Source organism: Blastococcus sp. KM273128 (genome assembly GCF_021698975.1).
GTDB lineage: Bacteria > Actinomycetota > Actinomycetes > Mycobacteriales > Geodermatophilaceae > Blastococcus.
In genome coordinates this window covers 52,142-77,561 of sequence record NZ_SSXA01000025.1, presented here as the reverse complement: position 1 = coordinate 77,561, position 25,420 = coordinate 52,142, and the positions used below count along the sequence as shown (strand labels likewise).

Sequence of the window (25,420 nt, the reverse complement as noted above, 5' to 3'; positions counted from 1 at the left end):
ATGGCCCGCCAGCAGCGGCTCGCCGGCAAGGCCGGCGGCGGGATCGACGCGCTGACCGCCGTGCAGGTGCGCGCGCACGCCGACCTCGACGGCCCGGCGATCGCCGCTGCTCTCGAGGTCACCGCGCCGCGTGCGCTGAGGGGTCGGCGCCGGCTGTCCCGGGTCGCGGGGCAGGTGACGCTGCCCGAGGAGCAGGTCAACGGCGACATCCGGGAGCACTGGCGGATCGGCTTCCTGCTCGACGTCGTCCTGACCCGAGACGTCTGGATGCACCGGATCGACGTGTGCCGGGCGACCGGGCGCGAGCCGGAGCTCACCTCCGGGCACGACGGGGTCCTGGTCGCCGACGTCGTGGCGGAGTGGGCGCAGCGGCACGGCCGGCCCTACGAGCTCACCCTCACCGGCCCGGCCGGCGGGCAGTGGTCGTCGGGGACGGGCGGCGAGCGGGTCGAGCTCGACGCCGTCGAGTTCTGCCGGCTGCTCTCCGGCCGGGGCAGCGGCGCCGGTCTGCTGGCCCAGCAGGTGCCCTTCTGAACCCGGGCTGCTCCACCTGCGCCCGCGGCGGCGCGCGATGGCATCCCTAGGATCGTCCGCCGTGCCCCGAGCCCAGCGCCCCGACGGCCGCCCACCGGTCGTGGTGGTCGGCATCGGCGCCGACGGGTGGGACGGGCTCGCGCCGCGCGCCCGGCGGGCGGTCGAGGACGCCGAGGTGCTGCGCGGCAGCGCCCGCCAGCTCGCGCTGGTCCCGCCCGAGGTGGGCGCCGAGCGGGTCCCCTGGCCCTCGCCGCTGGCACCGGCGCTGGCCGGGCTGCCGCGGGAGCACGCCGGGCGGCGGGTGGTCGTGCTGGCCAGCGGCGACCCGATGCTCTCCGGCATCGGCACCTCGCTGGTGCGGGCGCTCGGCCCGGGCGCGGTCGAGGTGCTGCCGCACCCGTCGTCGGTCACGCTGGCCTGTGCGCGGCTGGGCTGGGCCGTGGAGGAGGCGCAGGTCGTCTCCGTCGTCGGCCGCCCCGTCGAGCTCGTCGTGCCGCACGCGACCCCGGGGCGGCGGCTGCTGGTGCTCGGCTCCGACGGCTCGACCCCGGCGGCGGTCGCGGCGCTGCTGGCCGAGCGCGGCCTCGGCGCCAGCCGGCTCACCGCGCTGGCGCAGCTCGGCGGCCCCGACGAGCGGCGGTTCACCGGGACCGCGGCGGGCTGGCCGCACCCCGAGACCGACCCGCTGGTGCTGACCGCCCTCGAGGTGGCCGCCGATCCCGGCGCCGCCGCACTGCCTGCCCTTCCCGGGCTGCCGGACGACGCCTACGAGCACGACGGCCAGCTCACCAAGCGCGACGTCCGCGCGGTCACCCTGGCCCGGCTCGCCCCGCTGCCGGGGCAGCTGCTCTGGGACGTCGGCGCCGGCGCCGGCTCGATCGGGATCGAGTGGATGCGCACCCACCCCTCCTGCCGGGCGGTGGCGGTCGAGCGCGACCCCGCGCGGGCCGAGCGGACCGGGCGGAACGCCGCGCGGCTCGGCGTCCCCGGGCTCGAGGTGGTGACCGGCGCCGCGCCCGGGGTCCTCGCCGGGCTGCCCACGCCGGACGCGGTGTTCGTCGGCGGCGGCGCCACCGTCCCGGGGGTGCTCGACGCGTGCTGGGACGCGCTCCGGCCCGGTGGGCGGCTGGTGGTCAACGCCGTCACGCTGGAGAGCGAGGCGGCGCTGGCCGACCGCCACGCCCGGCACGGCGGCGAGCTGGTGCGGCTCGGCGTCGCCACCGCCGCCCCCGTGGGCGGCTTCACCGGCTGGAAGGCGGCGATGCCCGTGACGATCTGGTCGGTGCTGAAGCCGTGACCGTGCACTTCATCGGCGCCGGCCCGGGCGCCGCGGACCTGGTCACCGTGCGGGCGGCGCGGCTCATCGCGACGGCGCCGGTGTGCCTGTACGCGGGCGCGCTGGTGCCGCGGGAGCTGCTGGACACCGCCCCGCCCGGCGCGCGGCTGGTGGACACCGCGGCCCTCGACCTCGACCAGATCACCGCCGAGCTGGTCGCCGCCCACGAGGCCGGGCACGACGTCGCCCGGCTGCACTCGGGCGACCCGTCGGTGTACAGCGCGATGGCCGAGCAGATGCGCCGGCTGGACGCCGCGGGCGTGCCCTACGACGTCGTCCCGGGCGTGCCCGCCTTCGCCGCGGCGGCCGCCTCGCTCAAGCGGGAGCTGACCGTCCCCGGCGTCGGCCAGACGGTGATCCTCACCCGCACCTCGGCCCGCTCCACGCCGATGCCGCCCGGGGAGGACCTGGCCACCCTCGGCGCCTCCCGCGCCACGCTGGTGTTGCACCTCGCGGTGCAGCGGATCGCCGAGCTGGTGCCCGAGCTGGTGCCCTCCTACGGCGCGGACTGCCCGGTCGCCGTCGTCGCCCGCGCCAGCCGGGACGACGAGCTGGTGCTGCGCGGCACGCTCGCCGACATCGCCGGGCAGGTCGAGGCGGCCGGCGTGCGGCGGACCGCCGTGGTCGTCGTCGGCTCGGTGCTGACCGCCGGGGAGTTCCCCGACAGCCACCTCTACTCGACGACGCGGTGCCGCGGCTGAGCCCCGCCGACGACGGTCCCGGCGCGGTCGATGACGAGCACGTCGACCTCGACCGGGGCCCCGCGCAGGACGCCGAGCGCCGTCTCCCGCGCGGCGGCGGCCACCAGGTCGCCCAGCGGGAGGCCGGCGGCCCGGCACTGCTGGAGCGCGTCCAGTGCCGTGTTGGCGCCCCGCACCCCGTCGACCAGCCCGGGCGGGCCCCCGGCGGCGGCCACCCGGGACGCCAGGGACGCGAAGGAGACCTGCGAGCGCCCGGAGTGCAGGTCCAGGTGCCCGTCGGCGAGCTTGGCCAGCTTGCCGATGCCGCCGGCGATCGTCAGCCGGGGCACGGGGTGGCGGGCCAGGTACTTGAGGACGGCGCCGGCGAAGTCGCCCATGTCCAGCAGCGCGTCCTCGGGAAGCCCGTACCGCTCGGTGACGACGCGCTCGCTGGTGCTGCCGGTGCAGGCGGCGACGTGCCGGTGCCCGGCGGCGCGGGCGACGTCGATGCCGCGCCGGATCGAGTCGATCCACGCCGAGCACGAGTAGGGCACGACGACGCCGGTGGTGCCGAGGATCGACAGCCCGCCGAGGATGCCCAGCCGGGGGTTCCAGGTGCGCCGGGCCAGCTCCGCGCCGTGCTCCACCGACACCTCGACGACGACGTCGCCGGTACCGCCGTGCCGCGCGGCGACGGCGGCGACGTGCTCGCGGATGAACTGCCGCGGCATCGGGTTGATCGCCGGTTCGCCGACGGACAGCGGCAGCCCCGGCTTGGTCACCGTGCCCACGCCCTCACCGGCCCGGAAGATGACGCCGCTGCCCGGCGCGCCGTGGGTCACCCGCACCGAGACCAGCGCGCCGTGGGTGACGTCGGGGTCGTCGCCGGCGTCCTTGACCACGCCCGCGGTCGCGCCGCCGTCGGTCAGGTGCTCGGTGGCGAGCGCGAACGCCGGGTGCCGGTCCTTCGGCAGGTGGATCGTCACCGGGTCGGGGAACTCGCCGGTGAGCAGCGCGGTGTAGGCGGCGGTGGTGGCGGCCGTCGCGCAGGCGCCGGTGGTCCAGCCCGAGCGCAGGCCGGTGCCGGTCGTCGTCGCCACCGGACAAGCATGCACGGCGGCCTCCGGTGACCGGCCAGGTGCTGGTGCTGGGCGGCACCGGGGAAGCGCGGCGGCTGGCGGCGGCGCTGGTGGCCGACGGGGTGGACGTCGTCAGCTCGCTGGCCGGCCGGGTGGCCGAGCCGGCGCTGCCGCCGGGCGCGGTCCGGATCGGCGGGTTCGGCGGCGTCGACGGACTGGTGGCCTGGCTGCGGGCCGAGCGCGTGTCGGCGGTCGTCGACGCGACGCACCCGTTCGCGGCCGGGATGACGGACTCCGCCGCCGCGGCCGCCCGCGCCACCGGGCTGCCCCTGCTGCGGCTGCAGCGGCCGGGCTGGTCCGCGCAGCCGGGCGACGACTGGCGGTGGGTGGACTCGCTGGCCGGGGCGGCGGAGGCGGTGCAGGGGTTCGGCTGGGTCTTCCTCACCACCGGGCGGCAGGGGCTGGCCGCCTTCGCCGGCCTGGCCGCCCACTGCGTCGTCCGCTCCGTCGACCCCCCGCAGCCGCCGCTGCCGGCACGAACCACCACCGTCCTCGCGCGCGGCCCGTTCAGCGTCGACGACGAGCTCGCCCTCCTGCGGGAGCACGCCGTCGACGTCGTCGTCACCAAGGACAGCGGCGGGTCGATGACGGCGGCGAAGCTCACCGCGGCCCGGGAGCTGGGGCTGCCCGTGGTGCTGGTGCGCCGGCCCCCGCTGCCGGCGGGCGTGCCGGTCGTGGCGACCGTGGGGGACGCGCGGGCGTGGATCCGGTCGCGCGCAATCTGATCGTCATGTGTGTCGACGCAGGTCAGCGGGGCAGTGCACCGGCATGACCGGAACCGCGCCCCTCCGCGCCCTCGCCCTCGTCTGCAGCCTCAAGCCCTCGCCCGCGCCGTCGAGCAGCGAGCTCATCGCCCGGCAGATCCTGGGCGAGCTGGAGAAGCACGGCGCCACGGGCGACGTCGTGCGGGTCGTCGACCACGACGTGAAGCCCGGCGTCGAGGTGGACATGGGGGAGGGCGACCAGTGGCCCTCGATCCGCGAGCGGATGATGGCCGCCGACATCCTGATCGTCTCCACGCCGACGTGGGTCGGGCACATGAGCAGCGTCGCCCAGCGGGTGCTGGAGCGCCTCGACGGCGAGCTGTCCGAGACCGACGACTCCGGCCGGCCGAAGGTGACCGGCAAGGTGGCGGTGGTCTCCGTCGTCGGCAACGAGGACGGTGCGCACAAGATCGTCGCCGACCTGTTCCAGGGCCTGGACGACATCGGCTTCACCATCCCGGCGCAGGGCTCGACCTACTGGAACGACCAGGCGATGGGCGGCACCGACTACAAGGACCTCGAGGAGACCCCCGAGGCGGTGGCGTCGACGACCGCGACCTTGGCCGAGAACGCCGCGCACCTGGCCCGGGCGCTGAAGGTCAGCCCCTACCCCGGCAGCTGAGGCTCGGGCAGCCGCGCCGGCGCCGCGACGGGCTCCCCCTCCGCGCGGCGCCGGCGCAGTCGCACCCCGGCGATCGCGCCGAGCGCCAGCGCCACGAGGACGACCGCGTAGACCTCGGTGACCGCCTCCAGCCCCACGACACCCGCCGCCATCCCCGCGAGGACCGCAGGCACGCTGAAGCTCAGGTAGCCGGCGACGAACACGCTCGACAGGAGCCCTGCGCGCTCGGTGGGCGCGACACCGGCGGTCGCGGTGGCGACCGCGCCCAGGAACGCCAGCCCGAAGCCGAGCCCGGACACGACGGCGGAGGCGAACAGGACGGCGACCTGCACCGAGAGGACCGCCGCGGTCGTGCCGGTGACGCCGACGGCGAACACCGAGGCGCCGGCGACCATGGCACGTTGCGGGTGGAGGTTGCGACCGAGGACCGCCCCCGCTGCCGCCGTCCCCTGCATGGCGAGGACCAGCAGGCCACCGACCAGGTGGTTCTCGATGCCGAAGACACCGGCGACCAGTGACGGCCCCAGGGAGAGGTAGAGCCCACCGAGCGCCCAGACGGCCACGACCGCCGGCAGGGCGGTGAGGAACGCCGTCCGCTGAGGCCTGGGCACGCGGACGGCCGGGCGCAGCGAGCGCAGGGCACCGGGAGTCCGCGGCGACGTCTCGGGCAGCAGCGACACGGCGGCGGCAGCCAGCAGCAGCACCGCCGTCAGGACGGCGAAGACCCAGCGGGTGGGCGAGGCGACGTACTCGACGACGAGACTGGCGCTCACGGCCCCCAGGGACAGCCCGACGCCGGGCGCCACGCTGTTCATCAGCGGGCCGAGCGGTCGCCGAGGGCGCTGCGTGTCCAGCAGCATCGCCCCCAGGGTGCCGGTCAGCGCGCCCATGGACAGCCCCTGGAGGATGCGGGCGGTCATCAGCCAGCCGACGCCGTCGGCGACGAGGAAGACCACCATCGAGACGGCCTGCAGCAGCAGCCCGCCCACCAGGACGGGGCGGCGCCCCACGTGGTCGGAGAGACCGCCCACCACCAGGAGGGCGGCCAGCAGCGCGAGCGCGTAGATGCCGAAGACGGCGGTCAGGGTGCCGGGGCCGAAGCCGAACTGCTCCTGGTAGACGCGGTACAGCGGTGTCGGGACCCCGGACGCGGCCAGGACCAGCAGCAGCAGGCCGGCCGTCGTCCAGAACGCCGGGGTCCTCGAGAGCGTCAGACGGGGCACGGTCGTTTGGAAGAGCAACGATCCCGGGGACATTCCCGCGCCGCGGCGTGTCAGCCGGGGTAGCGGCGGGAGGTGTAGACGGCGCCCGTCGGCGTGACCCGGGTCTGCGAGGAGCCGACCAGCACCAGGCAGCGCATGTCCACGGACGCGGGGTCCAGGGCGCCGAGGGTGGTGACGCGGACGGTCTCCTGCGGCCCGCCGACGTCCCGGCCGACGACCACCACGGTCTCCGGTGGGCGCACCTCCTGCAGCACCTGGAGCGCCTCGCCGAGCTGGTGCGGGCGGTGCTTCGAGCGCGGGTTGTAGAGGGCGATGACCAGGTCGGCGGCGGCCGCGTGGCGCAGCCGGTCGACGATCACCTCCCACGGCTTGAGGACGTCGGAGAGCGACAGCACGCAGAAGTCGTGGCCCAGCGGGGCGCCGACGCGGGAGGCGACCGCCTGGGCTGCGGTGAGACCGGGGACCACCCGCACCGGGACGTCGGCGAACTCGGGCCGCTCGGCGACCTCGAGCACCGCGGCGGCCATGGCGAAGACGCCGGGGTCGCCGCTGGAGACGACCGCGACCCGGCGGCCGGACTGCGCCAGGGACAAGGCGTGGGCGGCGCGGTCGGCCTCGACGCGGTTGTCGCTGGCGTGGCGGGTCTGGCGCGGGTTGGACGCGACGCGGTCGAGGTAGGGGCCGTACCCGACCAGGTCGTCGGCGGCGGCGAGCGCCTCGGCGGCCTCGGGCGTGGTCCAGCTGCGGGCACCGGGCCCGAGGCCGACGACGACCACCTCGCCGGCGTCGGCCGGCCGGTCGGCGTCCGGGGCCGGCTCGGTGACCTGCGGGGTGAGCGGGCTGGGCAGCAGGGCGAGGGAGAAGTAGGGGACGCTCGCCGGGTCGACCTCGGCCAGCGGCAGGCAGCGCTGGCGGTCGGTGGTGGCGCGCTCGACGTAGAGGGCGCGGTCGAGGACGCCGGCGCGCTCGAAGGCCTCGCGGACCTGCGGGAAGGTGCGGCCGAGCTTCATCACCGCGGCCGAGTCGGTGGCGGCCAGCCGGGCGGCGAGCTCGTCGGCCGGGAGGGTGCCGGGGAGGACGGTGAGCACCTCGTCGCGCTCGACCAGCGGGCGTCCCACCGCTGCGGCGGCCGCGGTGACGCTGGTGACCCCGGGGACGACCTCGGTGGGGTAGCGGTGCGCCAGCCGCTTGTGCATGTGCATGTAGGAGCCGTAGAAGAGCGGATCGCCCTCGGCGAGGACGACGACGTCGCGCCCGGCGTCGAGGTGGGCGGCCAGGCGCGCGGCGGCGGCCTCGTAGAACTCGTCGATGGCGCCCTGGTAGCCGCCGGGGTGGTCGGTGGTCTCCGTGGTGACCGGGTAGACCAGCAGCTCCTCGACCTGCCCGGCGCGCAGGTAGGGCTCGGCCAGCGCGCGGGCCACCGAGCGGCCGTGCCGGGCGGCGTGGAAGGCGACGACGTCGGCGGCGCCGATCAGCCGGGCGGCCTTGACGGTGACCAGTTCGGAGTCGCCGGGACCGAGCCCGACCCCGTACAGCCGCCCGGTGCCGCTCGTACCAACGCTCATTCGACGTCGCTCGCGATCGCGTTGACCGCGGCGGCGGTGATCGCGCTCCCGCCGCGGCGGCCCCGCACCACCAGAAAGTCGAGGTCGGAGACGGCGAGGGCCTCCTTGGACTCGACGGCGCCGATGAAGCCGACGGGGATGCCGAGGACGGCGGCCGGCCGCGGGGCGCCGGCGGCGACCATCTCGAGCAGGTGGAACAGTGCGGTGGGTGCGTTGCCGATGGCGACGACGGCGCCGTCGAGCCGGTCGCGCCAGAGCTCCAGCGCGGCGGCGGTGCGGGTGGTGCCGAGCTCGGCGGCGAGCCCCGGGGTGCGCGGGTCGTTGAGGGTGCAGACGACGTCGTTGTCCTTGGGCAGCCGGCGCCGGGTGACGCCGCTGGCCACCATCTGGGCGTCGCAGAGCACGGGGGCGCCGGCGTCGAGCGCCTCTCGCGCCCGCTGCACCACGGCGGGGGACCAGGCGATGTCTTCGACCAGGTCGACCTGACCGCAGGCGTGGATCATCCGCACCGCCACGCGCGCGACGTCGTCGGGCAGCCCGCCGAGGTCGGCCTCGGCGCGGATCGTCGCGAACGACTGCCGGTAGATCTCGGCGCCGTCCTTCTCGTACTCGTAGACCACCATCGGGCCGGCAGCAGCCCTGAGTTCTCCAGCGAGGTCTCCCCGCCGTCGGCCCAGTGCACCAGGTGGTGCACGTCGCACCAGTGGGCGGGGGCGTCGCAGCCGGCGAACACGCAGCCCCCGTCGCGGGCCTCCACCGCGCGGCGCAGGTGGCGGGGCACCACCCGGTGGGTGCGGCCCACATCCAGGGGCTGCCCCTCGGGGCCCAGCACGATGCGGGTGATGCCGCCGTCGCAGGCCAGCCAGCGGGCCCGGGCCGCGGAGATGGTGGCACCGAAGCCCAGGGTGGCCGCGCCGTGCCCAGCGGCGGGGTCGACCAGGTCCTCCAGGTCCACCCGGACCACCACGTGCGGCTTCTGGGTGCGCAGCACCGGCAGGTTCCCGGCGGCCAGGGCGTTGTCGCACAGCTGGACGAGGGCGTCACCCTGCTGCTGGGCGCGGGTGCGCATGTCCCCGGCGGGCCGGTCGGTCTGCACGATCGACTCGACCGCGGTCTGCAGCTTCTCCCCGCCGACGGCGTCCAGTTCGCCGTGGAAGGTCAGCGATCCGTCGGCGTGCCGGGTGAAGGTCAGCGACCGGCCCTCGGTGGGGTCGGGTTCGGGCCCGTCGGGATCCAGGCGGGCCAGGTAGTGGCGCACGACCTGCCGCAGCTCGGCGTGCGGCCGGGTCGCGGCCACCTGCGCCAGCGCCTCGTCCACCCCGGCCAGGTCGACACCCTGGGCCGCGGCGGCGGCCAGGTTGCCCGGGGTGGCCACCGCGGCGATCACCACCACCGCCTCGGCGGTGACCGCCCCGGCGGCGAACGCGGCGGCCACCGCCGGCAGCTCGGGCAGCGCCCGGCCGGTGCGCACCAGCCGGGAGGCCGCGCCGGCCGAGAACAGTGCGTGCCCGCGCAGCCAGGAGGCCATCGAGGCCTTGCCGTCGTGCTCGGCGGCCTGGGTGAGCTCGCACTCCCGCACCCGGCGGGCCACCTGCGCGGCCAGCCGGTTCGATGCGGTGAGCAGCGCGCCCAGCTGCTCGATCAGCTGCGGCCCGAACCGGCCGGCCAGCTCCTCGGCGGACAGGTCGTCCAGCGCGGCGGCCAACCGACCGACCGCACCGTCCACACCCGTCGAACACATGTACGAATGCTAGCGCGGATCACCGACGTTCGCGACATGAACCCGCAGGTCAACCGCCTGTCCACACATCCGGCAGGGCGCTTGACCGCTACGTGCCGGACGTGTCAGAACCGGCCTGCGAACGACCAGCGCGGTGGCGGGAGGCGCCGTACGGCGTAGTACCTGTACGTCGGCTCAGCTCGGGCTCGCGCCGCCGCGTCCGATAGCCGGCACGACGCAGCGTCGGGTCAGGCGGTGGGCGCGTCGACCCGGTAGCCGGAAGCGGTGGCGACCACGTCCACGACCGCCCCGCCGGGTCGGCCGCAGCGCCGCTCGCACCCGGCCCAGTGCTGCCTCGCCCCATCAGCCGGGAGGGCACCGACCACCACGGCCGCGGTCACGTCGGCGCGGACGTCCGCGAGGGACTTGGCGCACCTCGGAAGCCCGGCGCACGCGGTCACGCGGGTCCACGGGCTGCCTGGGTCGAGCACGAGCCCGACCTCGACCAGCAGCGCGGCGGCCGCCGACCCGTCGGCCAGGTCGGGGACGACCACCCCGCGCCACGGCGTCAGCTGGACCTCCGCCGCGAGGTCGGCCAGCACCGGGAGCTGGGCGGCGGTGAGCCGGCCCAGGGGTGCGACCGCGGCCAGCGCCGTCCGGCCGTCGTCCTGCGGGACCGCACCGATCGCCCGCACCCGCGGCTCGGCGGGCACGTCGACCCGCGCCGCGCCCGGTGCGCCGCCCACCCGCACCGTCACCCGCGCGGGTCCGTCGGTCAGCTCCGCCAGGCGCCACGCCCGCCCGCCCTGCTCGGCGCGCTCGGTGAGGAAGGCGCGGGTGGCGGCCAGCGCCAGGGCGACGGCGTCCTCGGGGGTGGCGCGCAGCCCGGAGTCGGCCCCGGCCAGGGTGAGCGAGACCATGTCGCGGGAGAGGGCCAGCAGGCCGACGTCGCCACCCAGCGCGGCGACGTCGCCCCGGCCGTCGTCGAAGGTGGCCAGGAACCGGCCCGGCAGCGCCGCGAGGGACGGGTCCGCGCACAGCCCGGCGTCGAAGGCGCGCACCCAGGGGCGGGCGTCGAGCAGGCCACCGGCCCGCCCGCTGAGCACGCTGGACAGCAGGTTGCGCGCCGTCTCGTGGGTGTCGCTGGGCAGCAGCCCGGCCGCCGCGAGCCGCTCGCCCAGCTCGCCCGCCGCCCCCGGCCGGAGCCCGCGCAGCTGCACGTTGCCGCGGCTGGTCAGCTCGAGCGCGCCGTCCCCGAGCTCGACGGCGGCCGCGCCGAGGGTGCGCAGCTGGTCGGCGCGCAGGAGCCCGCCGGGGACCCGCACCCGCGCCAGCTCGCCGTCGGCGGCGGAGTGCGTCTGCAGCGCCCCCGGGCAGGCGTCGGCGCGGTCGCGGACGGGTGGGGTGGACGGCCGGGCTGAAGACATGGCGTCCGCGAGGTTACGTCCCCGGCCGTGGCGGTCAGCTCCAGTCGATGCGGTCGGCCAGCTCCCGCAGCCGCGCGCCGGACGCCGGGTCGACCGATGCCGCCCACGCCACCCGGCCCAGCACGTGCTCCCGGAACGTCGCCGGGTCGCGGCCGCGGAGCTGGCTGGCCCAGCCGCGGGTGGCGCAGTTGTGCAGCAGGGCCCGCAGCGCGTCCCGCTCGCGCCGGGGCAGCGCCGGGTGCTCGTTGACCACGACGCCGAGCACGTCCTGCCGGCGGGCCGAGCTGATCGCCCGGGTCTTCGCGGCGTTCACCCGGAACCCCTCCTCGCGCGCGACCTCGCCGACGAGTTCGGCCAGCCGGCCCCGGCCCACCCGCGGCGCGCCGCCGAAGGTCAGGTCGTCGACGTAGCGGGTGTAGGTCGCGCCGAACCGGGCGGCGAGCGCGGCCAGCCGGCGGTCCAGCCGGAAGCACACCAGGTTGGCCAGCGCGGGGGAGGTGGGCGCGCCCTGCGGCAGGTGCGGCACCGCGAGCCGGGCGCCGAGCCGCCGGTGCCGCTCGCGCGCCGCCACGTCGCCCGGCAGCGGCACCCGCCGCCACACCGCCGCGGGCAGCACCGTCGTCACCAGGCCGGTGACCGCGTGCGCGACCGGCTCGGGGAGCCCGGCCAGTCCCAGCAGCAGCCCGTGCACCCGCGGCGCCGGCACGCTGCCGAAGAAGTGCTCCAGGTCCATCCGCAGCACGACGGCGGCGCCGGCGTGCGGGGCGGCCGCCGTCCGCACCGACCGGCCGGGGACGCAGCCGTGCGCGGCGCCGTGCACCGGGACCGGGTCGAGCACGTGCCGCAGCAGCCGCCGCTGGATCTCCTTCAGCCGCGGCTTGGGCGCGGCGAGCAGCCGCACGCCGGCCGGGCGGTCGACCGCCTGCCAGCGGTAGTGGCGCAGCGTCTCCGGCGCCGTGCGCTCCAGGCCGCGGGCGTCGGCGAACCAGGCCAGCTCGCCCTGGTCCAGGTCGAGCAGCCGGGCCAGGTCGTCGAGGTCGGCCAGCTGCGGCCCGGGCAGCCGTGGCCGGACGACGGCGGTCGGCACCGGCGCCCAGCGCACCACCCGGGGTGGTGGTCCGGACGCCGTCCCGCGTGCCCAGCCGCCGGTGGTGCGCACGAAGAGGGCGAGCTCCCGGGGCCGGTCGGCCGGCGGGTGCCGGTAGGCCTCCAGCACCTCACCGACGAGCGTGCCCACCCAGCGGGGCGCCCGGGCGTACCCCAGCGCGACCGCGACCCGGCGGACCATCTCCCGGCGCCGCCAGGCACCCGCCAGCAGCGCCGTCGCGACGCCGTTCGCGGTGACCTCGGCCCGGCGGCCGGCCGTCACCGCCCGCCCGCCGGCACGGCACGCCGCGGGGCGCGGCGGGGAGGGCAGCCGCTCCGTGACGGAGGCGCCGGGACGTGCGCGGAGCGCGCCGTCCGGCGGGTGACGCGTCGCCTAGCTCTGCTGCGAGACCCCGGGGTAACCCCGGAGGGACCGGCTCCTCGCCGGTCGTCCTGCCCTCCCCGCCGCACCGGGGCCATGCTAGGGGGCCGATCCGGCCCTGACCAGTGCGGACGGCGGGCGCCGCCCGGTCGGGCGCTCAGCCGGGGTCGCGGTAGACCTCGGGGGGCCACGACGACCGGAGGTCCAGCGGCACGGTGCCCAACCCGCGGCCGTCGGCGGCCAGCGCCTCCGTGGTGGGTGCCTGCCGCCCGGCCCACACCACCACCAGGTGACCGTGCCGGGGCACCGGGAGCAGGCGGGCGCCGACCCGCAGCCGGTCCACCTCCCGGCTCGCGCGCAGCGTGGCGTACGTGGCGTAGCGGGCGCCCCAGGGCATCAGGCGTCCCGGGTTGCGCAGCACCGCCCCGCCCCCGGTCGGCACCACCCGGTCGCCGAGGGGCGCCGCGGCGGGGCGGTCGGCCAGGTCGTCGTCCTCGAGGCCGCCCCCGCCGCCGCCGAGCAGCACCCACTCCTGCCCGCGCCGCACCAGCACCCAGGCCTCCGCCACCACGGCGCCGACGCTGCGCCGGGCGAAGTACGTGCAGGCCACGTCGCCGTCGACGTCGACGGCGAGGGGGGCGAACCGCCGCCGGCGGCTCAGCCGGGCGGGGGCGTCGGGGACGCCGTGCTCGATGAGCGCGATGCTCTCCGCGAGAACGTCGTAGGCCACCGCCGCAGGCTAGGCCGGGCGCGGGATCAGGCCGCGCCGCCGGACCCCTCGTCGAAGGAGAGCCACACCCGGCGGCGCTCGGCCCGGCTGTGCGCCGCCGCCATCGCCGCCACCCGGCGCTGCTGGTCGGGGGTAGCGGTGTGCTGCACGACGGCGACCTCGGCCTCGCGCATGGCCTGCTCGGCGCGGAACTCCTCCGGCGTGGACGGGTACTCGTCGTCGGCGACGGCGCGGTCGTCGTCGTCATCGGGGTGGGCGTAGGGGCTGTCGGGCGGCAGGTTGCCGCTCACCCGGCCGTAGGCGCCGAGGATGAGCAGCACCAGCCCGGCGACGACGGAGAACACCACGTTGGGGAAGCGGAACGCCAGGACGTTCAGGTCGGTGTTCAGCACGGCGAGGTTGGCCAGCGCCGACACCAGGAAGAGCACCCCGACGACGATCATCACCGTCGAGGCGATCCGCGGCCCGCGCACGGCGGCCGCGACCAGGACCGCCGCGGTGACGACGGAGATGGTGGACAGCAGGCCGTTGGAGGAGAGGCCGAGGATCCGCTCGCCCTCGGTGGAGAAGAAGTCCAGGCCGTCGGCGAAGCCGAGGATGCCGAAGACCGCGATCACCGCCGCGACCACCACCGCGCCGATCCGGTGCACGGCCGGCACCCGGCTCCCGGTGCGCGGCGGCTCGGGCTCCCGGCGGGCGACGTCGGCCGGCCGGGGTGCCGCGGAGGCCGGCCGGGGTGCCGAAGCAGCCGGCCGCCGGCTGGGTGGCGGTGCCCCGGCCGGTGCGGCGGGTGCCGGTGGGGCCGCCGGCGCGGATCGGGTGCGGCGGAGGTGCGGACGCAGTGCCATGACGACTCCCTCGGACGGACCGGTCGATACCCGTCCTTCGCCGGCGGAGCGCGGTACGGATGCGCACCGTGGGCACCGCCTCGCGCTCCGCACGGTGACCGGTAGCGTTCGGCCCACACCACGGCAGTGCAGCGAGGAAACCGGTGCGATCCCGGTGCGGTCCCGCCACTGTGAGCCCCTCGGGGCAGAGCCAGACACTCCGGCTGCCGTGCCCGACGACCCGGGGCGCGGACCCCGAGGGAGGCCCCACGTGACGTTCACGCTGCTCTCGACCAGCGACACCGACCTGCTCTCCGCCCGGGCCAGCGGCGCCGGCTGGCGGCTCGGCAACCCCGCCCGCCTCGACGCCGACGGCATGGCCGCCCTCACGGATGGCAGCGAGCTGGTGGTCGTCCGCATCCTCGGGGTGCGCCGGCAGTACGAGGAGGTGCTGGCCCCGCTGCTGGCCGGGCCGGCGCCGGTCGTCGTCCTGGGTGGCGAGCAGCTGCCCGACGCCGAGCTCATGGAGCTCTCCACCGTCCCGATGGGGGTGGCCACCGAGGCGCACGGCTACCTGGCGCAGGGCGGCCCGGACAACCTCGTCCAGCTGCACCGCTTCCTCTCCGACACGGTGCTGCTCACCGGCGAGGGCTTCGAGCCGCCGTCGATCGCGCCCGACTGGGGGCTGCTGGACCGCAGGGCCCGGACCGCCACCGGCCCGCGGGTCGCCGTCCTCTACTACCGGGCGCACCACCTCGCCGGGAACACCGCGTTCGTCGAGTCCCTCTGCACCGCGATCGAGGACGCCGGCGGCCGTGCGCTGCCGGTCTTCGTCAGCTCGCTGCGGAACGTGCCCGACGACCTGCTCGCCACCCTGCGCACCGCCGACGCGCTCGTGGTCACCGTGCTCGCCGCCGGTGGCTCGCGCCCGGCCACCGCGCAGGCCGGCGGCGACGACGGCGCCTGGGACGTCGGCGCGCTCGCCGAGCTCGACGTGCCCGTCGTCCAAGGGCTGTGCCTGACCCGCTCGCGGGAGGAGTGGCTGGCCGACGACGACGGGCTCTCCCCGCTCGACGTCGGCAACCAGGTCGCGATCCCCGAGTTCGACGGCCGGATCATCAGCGTGCCGTTCTCCTTCAAGGAGACCGACGAGGACGGGCTGACGCACTACGTGCCCGACCCCGAGCGGGCCGCCCGGGTGGCCGGCACCGCCGTCGCGCATGCCCGGCTGCGGCACACCCCGCCCGCCGAGCGGCGGGTCGTCGTGATGCTGTCGGCCTACCCGACCAAGCACGCGCGCATCGGCAACGCGGTCGGGCTGGACACCCCGGCGTCGGTGGTCCGGCTGCTGGCCGCGATGCACGGCGCCGGCTACGACATCGGCCCGTTCGACGGGCCGGACGCGCTGCCCGGCGTCGCGGACCTCGACGGAGACGCGCTGGTGCACGCGCTGATCGCCGCCGGCGGGCAGGACGAGAACTGGCTGACCGAGGAGCAGCTGTCGGGCAACCCGGTGCGCATCCCCGCCGCCGAGTACCGCGCCTTCTTCGACACCCTCCCCGCGGACCTCCGCGAGGCGATGACCGAGCACTGGGGGGAGGCGCCGGGCTCGCTGTTCGTCGACGGCGACGACATCGTCTTCGCCGCCCTCCGCGCCGGCAACGTCGTCGTCATGGTCCAGCCGCCGCGCGGCTTCGGCGAGAACCCGATCGCGATCTACCACGACCCCGACCTGCCGCCCTCGCACCACTACCTGGCCGCCTACCGGTGGCTGCGGGAGAGCTTCGGCGCGCACGCGCTGGTGCACGTCGGCAAGCACGGCAACATGGAGTGGCTGCCGGGCAAGACGGTCGGGCTGTCGGCCTCCTGCGGGCCGGACGCCGCGATCGGCGACCTGCCGCTGGTCTACCCGTTCCTGGTCAACGACCCGGGGGAGGGTTCGCAGGCCAAGCGCCGCGCGCACGCCACGCTCATCGACCACATGGTGCCGCCGATGGCGCGGGCGGACTCCTACGGCGACATCGCCCGGCTGGAGCAGCTGCTCGACGAGCACGCCAACGTCGCGGCGATGGACCCGGCGAAGCTGCCCGCCGTCCGCGCGCAGATCTGGACGCTGCTGCAAGCGGCCAAGCTCGACGCCGACCTCGGGCTGAACGAGCGCCCGGCCGACGAGCACTTCGACGAGATGATCCTGCACGTCGACGGGTGGCTCTGCGAGATCAAGGACTCCCAGATCCGCGACGGGCTGCACGTCCTCGGCTCGCCCCCGGCCGGCGAGGACCGCGTCGACCTCGTCGTCGCGATGCTGCGCGCCCGGCAGATCTGGGGCGGCTCGGTCGCGCTGCCCGGCCTCCGCGAGGCGCTGGGGCTGGCCGAGGACGGCACCGCGGGGCTGCGCGAGACCGACCGGGTGGAGGAGCTCGCGGCCGCCCTCGTCGGCGGGATGGAGGCCCGCGGCTGGACGGCGTCCGCCGTCCCCGAGGTGGTGCGCGAGGTGCTCGACCGGGACGACGACGCCGTCGCCGCGGTGCTGCGCTTCGCCGTCGACGAGGTGGTGCCCCGGCTGGCGCGCACCACGGACGAGCTCGACGCCACGCTGCACGCCCTCGACGGCGGCTACGTGCCCGCCGGTCCCTCGGGCTCGCCGTTGCGCGGGCTGGTCAACGTGCTGCCGACCGGGCGCAACTTCTACTCGGTCGACCCGCGCGCGGTGCCCTCGCGGCTGGCCTGGGAGACCGGCCAGGCCATGGCCGACTCGCTGCTGGAGCGCTACCGCGCCGACACGGGCGAGTGGCCGCGCTCGGTCGGGCTCTCGGTGTGGGGGACCTCCGCGATGCGCACCTCGGGGGACGACGTCGCCGAGGTGCTCGCGCTGCTCGGCGTCCGCCCGGTGTGGGACGACGCCTCCCGGCGGGTCACCGCGCTGGAGCCGGTGCCGCTGGCGGAGCTCGGCCGCCCCCGGGTCGACGTCACGGTGCGCATCTCCGGCTTCTTCCGGGACGCCTTCCCGCACGTGGTCACCATGCTCGACGACGCCGTCACCCTGGTCGCCGGGCTGGACGAGGAGCCGTCGGACAACTACGTGCGGGCGCACGTCGACGCCGACGTCGCCGGGCACGGGGACCGGCGCCGTGCGACCACCCGGGTCTTCGGGTCCAAGCCCGGCGCCTACGGAGCCGGCCTGCTGCCGCTGATCGACTCGCGCGACTGGCGCGGCGACGCCGACCTCGCCGAGGTGTACGCCGTGTGGGGCGGCTACGCCTACGGCCGCGACCTGGACGGCGTGCAGGCCCGCCCCGACATGGAGGCCGCCTACCGGCGGATCGCGGTCGCGGCCAAGAACGTCGACACCCGCGAGCACGACATCGCCGATTCCGACGACTACTTCCAGTACCACGGCGGGATGGTGGCCACGGTCCGCGCGCTCACCGGGCGGGCGCCGGCGGCCTACATCGGCGACTCGACCCGGCCCGAGCAGGTGCGCACCCGCTCGCTCACCGAGGAGACCGCCCGGGTGTTCCGGGCGCGGGTGGTCAACCCCAAGTGGCTGGCCGCGATGCGCCGGCACGGCTACAAGGGGGCCTTCGAGCTGGCCGCGACCGTCGACTACCTGTTCGGCTACGACGCCACGACCGGCGTCGTCGCCGACTGGATGTACGAGAAGCTCGCGCAGACCTACGTGCTCGACCCGGAGAACCGGGCGTTCATGGAGCAGTCGAACCCGTGGGCGCTGCACGGCATCGCCGAGCGGCTCCTGGAGGCGGTCGACCGGAAGATGTGGGCGGAGCCCGACCCGCAGGTGCTCGCCGAGCTGCAGCAGGCCTACCTCGACACCGAGGGCGACCTCGAGGGCGGGGAGACGCCCGCGGCGGGGCAGGTGCGGGCCTAGGGGCCCCGCCTGCTCAGGGCAGCCAGGCCGGCTTGAGCAGGCGGCCGGCCAGGTCGCGCGGCGGCCGCGAGCGGGAGTCGCGGTCCCCGCCGTCCGAGGCCGCGCCCTCCAGGGACCGCGCCCCGAGCCGCAGGCCGTAGCTGACCAGGTGCCGCAGGGCGACGACGGTGCCGGTGACGGCGATGGTCCGCCAGTCGGGGTCACCCACCAGCCGGAGGAGCCCAGCGGCCACCAGCAGGTCGAGGGTGATGCCGAGCGCCGGCGCCGGACGGCGGGTGACGGCCAGGGCGATCGCGCCGGAGACCACCGCGGTCGCGACCACCACCTGGGACATCGCGCCGGTGACCGCGACCAGCGTCGAGCTCACCCGCTCCCCCCGGTGCGCCTGTGGTGGGTCGGGTCGGTGGCGGCGTCGGAGGGCCCCTCCCGGTCCTCCTCGATCTGCCGCTTCTCCTCGGCGATCTCCTTGCCGAGGAAGTAGTTCAGCGCCGTCCGGATGGCGGCGATCGCGGCGAGCTGGCCGATCTCCTCCCAGCTCGGGGCCACCGCCGTCTTCAGGACGTCGGCGGCCAGCTGGAACTCCAGGCCCAGGGCCAGGAAGCGGCCCAGCGTCAGCCGGACGGGGACGAAGTTCCGCGTGCTCCGGTCGCGGAGGCCGACCCAGAGGAAGAGCAGGAACGCCCAGACCGCGCCGACGATGATGACCGCCGCGCCGCAGGCCTCCACGATGACGACCAGGACGTTCACGACCTCCTGCAGCAGCTCCTCCACGCGGCGCCGCATACCCGGGCCGCGTCGCCGGGCACGCATGACGATTGGGAGACTGCGCCGATGAGCGAACTGCGCCACTCCGCCTCGGTCACCGTCGCCGCCGCCCCGGAGGCCGTGTACGACCTCGTCTCCGACGTCACGCGCACCGGCGAGTGGAGCCCGATCTGCCAGGAGTGCTGGTGGGACGAGGGCGCCTCGGGGCAGGTCGGCGACGGCTTCACCGGGCGCAACGTCACGCCCGAGCGGACGTGGGAGAGCCGGTCCCGCGTCGTGGCGGCCGACCGCGGCCGCGAGTTCGCGTGGGAGGTGGGCGCCGGCTACGTCCGCTGGGGCTACACGATGGTCCCCGCCGGCGGCGGCACCGAGCTGACCGAGCACTGGGAGTTCCTCCCCGCCGGCCAGGCGTTCTTCGCCGAGCGGTTCGGGGAGTCGGCCGGCGAGCGGATCGCCGAGCGCACCCGGCAGGCGCACGAGGGCATCCCGGTGACCCTCGCGGCGATCAAGCGGATCGCCGAGTCCGGCTGAACCGCCGCCAGCAGCCCGGCCACCAGCAGCCCGGCCACGACGGCGCCGGCGGCGTTCAGGACGGCGTCCAGCGGGGAGACCACGCGCCCCAGCGGCAGCGCCCACTGCAGCAGCTCGATGCCGGCACCCGCGGCCGCGGCCAGGGTGACCAGCCGCGCCGGCCGCCCCAGCGCCGGCCAGCGCAGGACCGCCAGCGCGGCCGGGACGACGAGCAGCCCCAGGTTGCCGAGCAGCTGGCGCACCGTCGCGGGGGAGTCCAGCCCCGTGGCGTACCAGCGCAGCTCCTCGGCCGGCGACCCCCACGACCAGCCGGCCCCCTCGGGGGTGAGGGTCAGGGCGGCCACCCCGACGAGGGTCGCACCCAGGAGCGGCTGGAGCACGGCCCGGCGGCCGTTCACCACGGGCCCCGGTGCAGGGGCCGGGCGGCCAGTGCGGACAGGGCGGCCGAGCCGAGGGCGTCGACCTCGGCGGCGAGCGTGCGCAGCGGGACCGGTCGCGGTGACTGCAGCAGCGCCACGACCCGGTCGGCCGCGAGGGCGATGCGGTCGCCGGCGTCCAGCTCCGGCGGGACCGGGGCCCCGCCGTCGAGGCCCCACGGTTCGGCGATCTCGTCGCAGAGGCGCGGCAGCCGCCGGAGCAGGTCCGCGCACCCCCCGGCCAGCCGCCACCAGGCACCGACCTGCAGGGTGCGGTCGCCCCGGGTGCCCGCCGTCGCCCAGCGGAGCAGCCGGACGACCTCGCCCCAGACGACGTCGGAGACCACGCACTCGACGGCGCAGGCGCCCGGCGGCCGGCGGGCCAGGACCACGGTGCGGGCCGCGGTGGCGTCGAAGAGCTGTCCGGTCGCGTCGTCGTCCATGCCGCCACGGTCGGCCGCCGGGCTGTGCACGGCCTGGGTGCGGGCTGCCCGTCCGCCGTGGGTGCGGCCGGGGCCCGCCCGGCCGTAGGCTCCCGGCATGCCGGACCGGACCTCCACCATCACCTCCGCCCACGACGTCCCCCTCACCGTCCACCGCTGGGACCCCGCCGGCCCGGTGCGCGGCATCGTGCAGCTCACGCACGGCATGGGGGAGCACCTGCTGCGCTACGAGGCGCTGGCGGCCGCGCTCACCGGTGCGGGCTGGGTGGTCGTGGGGCAGGACCACCGCGGCCACGGCGCGACCGCCCGCGACGGCGCGTGGGGCGACCTGGGCCCGGGGGGCTGGGACGAGCTGGTGCGCGACATCGGCCGGGTGACCGACTCCGTGCGGGCCGAGCTCCCCGACGCCCCGCTGGTGCTCCTCGGGCACAGCATGGGCTCCTTCGCCGCGCAGCAGCACGTGCTCGACCGCTCCGGTGACCTCGCCGCCCTGGTGCTCACCGGCACCACGGTGCTGGACCTGCTCGAGCCCGCCGTGGACCTGGACGGGCCGACCGACCTCTCGGCGTTCAACGCGCCGTTCCAGCCGGCCCGCACCGACTACGACTGGCTCTCCCGCGACGAGGCGCAGGTGGACGCCTACGTCGCCGACCCGCGCTGCGGCTTCGGCCTGACCGCCGCCGACAGCCGGCAGATGTTCCTGGCCGGGCGACGGCTGGCCGACGCCGCGCAGCTCCGCGCCGTGCGCGCCGACCTGCCGGTGTACGTCGCGGTCGGCGACGCCGACCCGCTGAATGGGCAGCTGGCGCTGGTCGAGGTGCTGGTCGACCGGCTGCGGGAGGCCGGCGTGCAGGACGTGACGCTGCGGGCCTACCCCGGCGCCCGGCACGAGGTCTTCAACGAGACCAACCGCGACGAGGTCGTGCGGGACCTGCTCGCCTGGCTCGACCGGGTGGTCCCGGCCGGCTGACCGCCGCGCAGGTTCACAGGCCCTTCCCAGGCGGCTCCCCGGGAAACCGCACCTCCTCCGGGCAGGCTCGTGCGCCCGAGCAGCGAGGAGGCGCCGTGGCCGGCGGCACCGCCCCGACGGCAACCGGTCGCCGCGGCGCGGCGCCGGTGCCGCCCGGCCGCGTCCTCGTCGTCGTCGGCGGTCTGCCGGGCAGCGGGAAGACGACGCTGCTCCGCCGCCTGCTCGCCGGGGAGGGCCCGACGGTCACGGCCCTCGACTCCGAGGACGTCGCCGCCCGGGTGCGGCGCGCGGCCCCCGGGGTGCCGTACCGCCTGCTGCGCCCGGGGGTGCACGCCTGGCACCGCTGGCGGGTGCTGCGGTCGGTGGCCGGTGACGCCCCGCTCGTCGTGCTGACCGACCCGTGGACCAGCCGGGGCTGGCGGGGCCTGGTGCTCCTGACCGCGGGCCGCTCGGGCCGGGCGCTGCGCCTGGTGCTCCTCGACGTGCCGCCTCAGGTGGCCCGCGACGGGCAGCGGGCGCGCGGCCGGACGATCCCGGACGGCCGGACGCGGCGCCACGCGGCCCGCTGGCGCCGGTGCCTCGCCGGGGCGCGCACCGCCCCGACCGGTCCCGGGCACGCGGTGCTCGTGCTCGACCGGCAGGCGGCCGGCGAGCTGACCCGGCCGGCCGCGCTGGGGCAGCAGCGCCGGCCGACCGGGAGCGCCGCTCCGCGCCGCGGTGTTGACTGGCCGCCGGGGCCGCCCGGTCCCGTCCGTTCCCGAGCTCCCGGAGGACCTCCATGCACGTCGGCGTCGACAGCTTCGTCGCGGCGGTCACCGACCCGCGCACCGAACGGCTGATCGGCCCGGAGGAGCGGATGGGCCACCTGCTCGAGGAGATCGAGCTCGCCGACCGCGTCGGCCTGCACTCCTTCGGCATCGGCGAGCACCACCGCAGCGAGTACTACGACTCCGCGCCCCCGGTCATCCTCGGGGCCGCGGCGGCGCGCACCTCCCGCATCCGGCTGGGCAGCGCCGTCACCGTGCTCAGCGCCGCCGACCCGGTGCGGGTCTTCCAGCAGTTCGCCACCCTCGACCTGATCTCCCGCGGGCGGATCGACCTCGTCGTGGGCCGCGGCTCGTTCACCGAGGCCTTCCTGCTGTTCGGCCTGAGCCTGGCCGACTACGACGAGCTGTTCGCGGAGAAGCTCGACCTCCTGCTGCGCATCCGGGAGTCCGAGCACGTCACCTGGTCGGGCAAGCACCGCCCGCCGCTGACCGGCCAGGGCGTCCACCCCCGCCCGCTGCAGGACCCGCTGCCGATCTGGGTCGGCGTCGGGGGGACACCGGAGTCGTTCGCCCGGGCCGGCCTGCTGGGCCTGCCGCTCATGGTCGCGATCATCGGCGGCGAGCCCCGCCAGTTCGCCCCGCTGGTCGACCTGTACCGCCGGGCGGGGGCCCACGCCGGGCACCCGCCCGAGGCGCTCAAGGTGGGGCTGCACGTGTTCGGGTTCGTCGCGGAGAGCACCCAGGCCGCCGCGGACACCATCTACCCCGGCTGGCACGAGATGTTCGCGAAGATCTCCCGCGAGCGCGGGTTCGCCACCCCGACCCGCGCGCAGTTCGACGCCACCAGCGGGCCGGACGGCGCCTTCTTCATGGGCGACCCGGTCACGGTGGCGGCCAAGCTGCGGCGGGTCTCCGAGCAGCTCGGCGGGGTGGACCGGGTCGCGCTGCAGATGACCAACCCGCGGCTCGCCCACGAGGACCTCATGCGGGGCATCGAGCTGCTCGGCACCGAGGTGGCGCCGCGGGTGGCGGGGGACTGACCCCTCGAAGGGTGCGCCGGGAGGATCCGTACGAGGATGGGCGCGTGGCAGCGAAGAAGAAGGTCGGACCCGAGGACGCCCGCTCGTGGCTGCTGGTGAACGGTGCGCGCACGGACCTGTTCGACGTCGCGCGTGACTCGCGCGCCGACCAGGTGGTGCTCGACATCGAGGACGCCGTCGACCCGGCGCACAAGGGGGAGGCGCGCGACGGGGTCGCCGAGTGGCTGTCCCGCGAGGGCAACGGCGCCTGGGTGCGCATCAACGACCACTCCACCCCGTACTGGGCCGACGACGTCGCCGGCCTGGCGCGCGTGCCGGGGCTGCTGGGCGTGATGCTCGCCAAGGCCGAGGCCGCCGAGCACGTGACGGAGACCTTCGACCGCCTCGGCGGGGCGACCCCGGTGCTCGCGCTGGTGGAGTCGGCGCTGGGCATCGAGGAGGCGGTCAACATCGCCCGCGCCCGCGGCGCGTTCCGGCTCGCCTTCGGCAGCGGCGACTACCGCCGGGACACCGGCACCAGCGCCGACGAGATGGCGATGGCCTACCCCCGCTCGCGGCTGGTCGTGGCCAGCCGGATCGGCGGGCTCCCCGGCCCCATCGACGGCCCGACGGTGAGCAGCAGCCACCCGGTGCTGCGCGAGCAGACCGCGGTCACCGTCTCCCTCGGCCTGACCGGCAAGCTCTGCCTGGACATGGACCAGCTCCCGGTGATCAACGAGGTCATCAGCCCCACGCCGTCCGACGTCGCCTGGGCGCGGGACTTCCTGGCGGACTTCGACGCCCGCGGGCAGGTCATCCGCGACGGCAGCGACCTGCCGCGGCTCGGCCGGGCGCGCAAGATCGAGCGGCTGGCCCGGGTCTTCGGCGTCGAGCCGGTCTGACCGCGGCGGCGGCCGGTCTCAGCCGCCGACGACGACCTGGTCGCGGCCCTGCCGCTTGGCCGCGTACAGGGCGGCGTCGGCGCGGCCGAGCGCGTCCGCCGGCGTGCTGCCGCCGTGGGCCGTGCCGATGCTCGCCGTCACCGGCAGGCCGCGGGTCAGCTCGTCCCAGGGGTGGGACCTGATCGCCCGCCGGACCGCCTCCAGGTCCCGCACCGCGGTGCCGGGCTCGGTGCCGGGGAGCACGACGAGGAACTCCTCGCCGCCGAGCCGGGCGGCGAACGCGCCGTCCGGGCCCGTCCGGACGTGCTCCTGGAGCAGCTCCGCCACGGTCCGCAGCACCCGGTCGCCGACCTCGTGCGAGCAGGTGTCGTTGATCCGCTTGAAGTGGTCGAGATCCAGCAGGGCCACGGTCAGCCCACCCGGGTGCTCGGCCAGCTGCCGCGGCAGCTCCTCGTCGACGTAGCGGCGGTTGTAGAGGCCGGTGAGCGGGTCGCGCAGCGAGAGCTCCCGGTACCGCCGGCTCTGCCGGCGCGCCTCGGTCGTCTCGTACATCGCCTGCAGCGCCCGGGCGCGGGCGTCGCGCTCGGCCGACTGGAGCTCCATGAGCTCGTCGCAGTACAGCCGGTGCTCCTCGTACGCCGCCCGGAAGTCCCCGGCAGCGGCGTGCAGCTCCGCCTGCTCCCGGCGGGCGCGCACCCGGATCGACGTCAGCCCGTGCCGCTCGCAGCGGCGCACGCACTCGTCGAGGGTCTCGCGGGCCTCGGCGAGGTGCCCGCGGCGGCGGCGGATCTCGGTGAGGGTCAGCAGGAAGTCGGCGCCGGCGTCGCCGTCCAGCGAGGCGTCGAGCACCTCGGGGTGCAGGCCGGGCAGCATGGCGGCCTCGGCCTCCTCCAGCCGGTCCAGCTCCATGAGGGCCCGACCGACCGTGTCCAGCCGGCCGACCCGGAGGGGCACGCCGTGCCGCGCGGCCAGGTCCTGCAGCTCCGCGCACCAGCGCAGCGCCTCGGAGGAGCGGCCGGTGAGGATCTCGCAGTAGCTGCGGTTGTTGAGCACCAGCAGCTGCCGGTCGACGTCGCCGATCTCCTCGGCGAGCCGCAGCACGTGGTCGTAGCGGTCCTGCGCGGCGAGGTCGCCGTTGAGGCCGAGGCAGTCGGCCAGCCGGGCGTGGTGGTCGATCCGCGTCGGCGCCGGCGCGTCGTCGGGGAGCAGCTCCACGGAGCGGACGGCGTGCTCCAGCGCCAGGGACAGGTCACCCAGCTCCTGGAACACCGCGGCCAGGACGAAGTGGCTCCGCGCGAGCAGGCAGCGGGACCCGTGGTCGGCCGCCCAGCGGTGGATCTCCTCGGCCAGCCGGCCGGCCTCGGCGACGCCGCCGCGGCGCCGCACCAGGTCGGCCTGGACCAGGCGGGCGCGCCGTTCCAGCTCGGGCAGCCCGGCCGCGCGGGCCGCGGCCAGCGCCCGCTCGGCCCGCTGCTCGAGCCCGCCCTCGTCGAACCGGGAGCGGTCCTCCAACTCGGCGATCTCCGCCCCCAGCGCCACCGCCCCCGCGCCTGCGGCAGCCGGTGCGGGTGGGCCGGAGCCGTGCTCCGCACCGGGACGTTCCGCCACGCTGGTCACCTGATCCCATCGGCCGGTCGCCGGGACGACTGCCAGCTCCTCGAACCGGACGTGACCCGGAAGGGG

The 25,420-nt window shown here is 76.7% G+C and carries 24 protein-coding genes and 1 riboswitch; of the genes, 11 read left to right on the top strand and 13 right to left on the bottom strand.

The genetic code is table 11. From position 1 onward, the window contains the following. The 3 genes from E9529_RS09680 to cobM form a co-directional block, all read left to right on the top strand. On the top strand, positions 1 to 534 hold a 534-nt coding region (locus E9529_RS09680), incomplete at its 5' end, for a hypothetical protein (RefSeq protein WP_236830947.1). A 61-nt stretch (positions 535 to 595) separates the two neighbouring features. After that, a complete protein-coding gene (cbiE, locus tag E9529_RS09675; protein WP_236830946.1) occupies positions 596 to 1,831 on the top strand; it encodes a precorrin-6y C5,15-methyltransferase (decarboxylating) subunit CbiE in 1,236 nt (411 codons plus the stop codon). Continuing rightward, the gene (gene cobM / locus E9529_RS09670) at positions 1,828 to 2,571 is read left to right on the top strand and encodes a precorrin-4 C(11)-methyltransferase (RefSeq protein WP_236830945.1); all 744 of its coding nucleotides are present in this window, start codon (positions 1,828 to 1,830) and stop codon (positions 2,569 to 2,571) included. Before cbiE ends, cobM begins: the two co-directional genes overlap by 4 nt. On the opposite strand, the gene E9529_RS09665 is transcribed toward cobM, so the two are convergent. Then, complete coding sequence (locus E9529_RS09665; protein ID WP_236830944.1) at positions 2,544 to 3,650, bottom strand: cobalt-precorrin-5B (C(1))-methyltransferase; 1,107 nt, start codon at positions 3,648 to 3,650, stop codon at positions 2,544 to 2,546. The genes cobM and E9529_RS09665 overlap by 28 nt on opposite strands. Before the next feature lie 26 nt (positions 3,651 to 3,676). On the opposite strand from E9529_RS09665, the gene E9529_RS09660 reads away from it, so the two are divergent. Both E9529_RS09660 and E9529_RS09655 read left to right on the top strand, forming a co-directional pair. Next, on the top strand, positions 3,677 to 4,414 hold the full coding sequence (locus E9529_RS09660; protein WP_236830943.1) for a cobalt-precorrin-6A reductase: 738 nt from the start codon (positions 3,677 to 3,679) through the stop codon (positions 4,412 to 4,414). Between the two features lie 43 nt (positions 4,415 to 4,457). Further along, the gene (locus E9529_RS09655; RefSeq protein WP_236830942.1) at positions 4,458 to 5,075 is read left to right on the top strand and encodes a flavodoxin family protein; all 618 of its coding nucleotides are present in this window, start codon (positions 4,458 to 4,460) and stop codon (positions 5,073 to 5,075) included. Here E9529_RS09655 and E9529_RS09650 read toward each other — a convergent pair. From E9529_RS09650 to E9529_RS09615, 8 genes are all read right to left on the bottom strand, one after another. Then, positions 5,060 to 6,298, bottom strand: coding sequence for an MFS transporter (locus tag E9529_RS09650; RefSeq protein WP_236830941.1), 1,239 nt, complete (start codon positions 6,296 to 6,298; stop codon positions 5,060 to 5,062). The two genes, E9529_RS09655 and E9529_RS09650, sit on opposite strands and share 16 nt — an antisense overlap. 50 nt (positions 6,299 to 6,348) lie before the next feature. After that, positions 6,349 to 7,863, bottom strand: a complete 1,515-nt coding sequence (locus E9529_RS09645; protein ID WP_236830940.1) for a precorrin-2 C(20)-methyltransferase — start codon at positions 7,861 to 7,863, stop codon at positions 6,349 to 6,351. Next, positions 7,860 to 8,426: a precorrin-8X methylmutase gene (locus E9529_RS09640; protein WP_236830950.1), complete on the bottom strand. Its 567-nt coding sequence runs from the start codon at positions 8,424 to 8,426 to the stop codon at positions 7,860 to 7,862. Before E9529_RS09640 ends, E9529_RS09645 begins: the two co-directional genes overlap by 4 nt. Beyond that, positions 8,363 to 9,604, bottom strand: a complete 1,242-nt coding sequence (locus E9529_RS09635; RefSeq protein WP_236830939.1) for an HNH endonuclease signature motif containing protein — start codon at positions 9,602 to 9,604, stop codon at positions 8,363 to 8,365. Before E9529_RS09635 ends, E9529_RS09640 begins: the two co-directional genes overlap by 64 nt. A 227-nt stretch (positions 9,605 to 9,831) precedes the next feature. Further along, positions 9,832 to 11,010 carry a nitrite/sulfite reductase gene (locus E9529_RS09630; RefSeq protein WP_236830938.1) on the bottom strand — a complete coding sequence of 393 codons (1,179 nt, stop codon included), beginning with the start codon at positions 11,008 to 11,010 and terminating at the stop codon, positions 9,832 to 9,834. A 34-nt stretch (positions 11,011 to 11,044) separates the two neighbouring features. Beyond that, a complete protein-coding gene (locus E9529_RS22690) occupies positions 11,045 to 12,379 on the bottom strand; it encodes a reverse transcriptase family protein (RefSeq protein ID WP_236830937.1) in 1,335 nt (444 codons plus the stop codon). Between the two features lie 256 nt (positions 12,380 to 12,635). Continuing rightward, entirely contained in the window at positions 12,636 to 13,208 is a 573-nt protein-coding gene (locus E9529_RS09620) for a hypothetical protein (protein ID WP_236830936.1), read from the bottom strand. 26 nt (positions 13,209 to 13,234) lie between these two features. Next, on the bottom strand, positions 13,235 to 13,867 hold the full coding sequence (locus tag E9529_RS09615) for a DUF4383 domain-containing protein (RefSeq protein ID WP_236830935.1): 633 nt from the start codon (positions 13,865 to 13,867) through the stop codon (positions 13,235 to 13,237). 322 nt (positions 13,868 to 14,189) lie between these two features. Next, positions 14,190 to 14,256: riboswitch (cobalamin riboswitch) on the top strand. A 50-nt stretch (positions 14,257 to 14,306) separates the two neighbouring features. Here E9529_RS09615 and cobN point away from each other — a divergent pair. Further along, on the top strand, positions 14,307 to 17,924 hold the full coding sequence (gene cobN / locus E9529_RS09610; protein WP_236830934.1) for a cobaltochelatase subunit CobN: 3,618 nt from the start codon (positions 14,307 to 14,309) through the stop codon (positions 17,922 to 17,924). 13 nt (positions 17,925 to 17,937) lie between these two features. Here the strand turns inward: cobN and E9529_RS09605 are convergent, their stop codons facing one another. Next, positions 17,938 to 18,291 (bottom strand): DUF1622 domain-containing protein, encoded by a 354-nt coding sequence (locus E9529_RS09605; RefSeq protein WP_236830933.1) that lies wholly within the window; start codon positions 18,289 to 18,291, stop codon positions 17,938 to 17,940. Beyond that, positions 18,288 to 18,695, bottom strand: a complete 408-nt coding sequence (locus E9529_RS09600) for a DUF1622 domain-containing protein (protein ID WP_236830932.1) — start codon at positions 18,693 to 18,695, stop codon at positions 18,288 to 18,290. The genes E9529_RS09605 and E9529_RS09600 overlap by 4 nt, the downstream gene beginning before the upstream one ends. Positions 18,696 to 18,755: 60 nt before the next feature. On the opposite strand from E9529_RS09600, the gene E9529_RS09595 reads away from it, so the two are divergent. Further along, positions 18,756 to 19,220: an SRPBCC family protein gene (locus E9529_RS09595; protein ID WP_236830931.1), complete on the top strand. Its 465-nt coding sequence runs from the start codon at positions 18,756 to 18,758 to the stop codon at positions 19,218 to 19,220. A 394-nt stretch (positions 19,221 to 19,614) separates the two neighbouring features. On the opposite strand, the gene E9529_RS09590 is transcribed toward E9529_RS09595, so the two are convergent. After that, positions 19,615 to 20,079 carry a hypothetical protein gene (locus tag E9529_RS09590; protein WP_236830930.1) on the bottom strand — a complete coding sequence of 155 codons (465 nt, stop codon included), beginning with the start codon at positions 20,077 to 20,079 and terminating at the stop codon, positions 19,615 to 19,617. 97 nt (positions 20,080 to 20,176) lie between these two features. On the opposite strand from E9529_RS09590, the gene E9529_RS09585 reads away from it, so the two are divergent. From E9529_RS09585 to E9529_RS09570, 4 genes are all read left to right on the top strand, one after another. Further along, positions 20,177 to 21,049, top strand: coding sequence for an alpha/beta fold hydrolase (locus E9529_RS09585; RefSeq protein ID WP_236830929.1), 873 nt, complete (start codon positions 20,177 to 20,179; stop codon positions 21,047 to 21,049). A gap of 95 nt (positions 21,050 to 21,144) precedes the next feature. Further along, positions 21,145 to 21,888 (top strand): AAA family ATPase, encoded by a 744-nt coding sequence (locus E9529_RS09580; RefSeq protein WP_236830928.1) that lies wholly within the window; start codon positions 21,145 to 21,147, stop codon positions 21,886 to 21,888. After that, positions 21,828 to 22,856, top strand: coding sequence for an LLM class flavin-dependent oxidoreductase (locus E9529_RS09575; RefSeq protein WP_236830927.1), 1,029 nt, complete (start codon positions 21,828 to 21,830; stop codon positions 22,854 to 22,856). Before E9529_RS09580 ends, E9529_RS09575 begins: the two co-directional genes overlap by 61 nt. 44 nt (positions 22,857 to 22,900) lie before the next feature. Then, positions 22,901 to 23,737, top strand: a complete 837-nt coding sequence (locus E9529_RS09570; RefSeq protein WP_236830926.1) for a CoA ester lyase — start codon at positions 22,901 to 22,903, stop codon at positions 23,735 to 23,737. Positions 23,738 to 23,755: 18 nt separating this feature from the next. Here E9529_RS09570 and E9529_RS22685 read toward each other — a convergent pair whose 3' ends face one another. Next, positions 23,756 to 25,345: a GGDEF domain-containing protein gene (locus E9529_RS22685; protein WP_236830925.1), complete on the bottom strand. Its 1,590-nt coding sequence runs from the start codon at positions 25,343 to 25,345 to the stop codon at positions 23,756 to 23,758. Between the last annotated feature and the right edge of the window lie 75 nt (positions 25,346 to 25,420).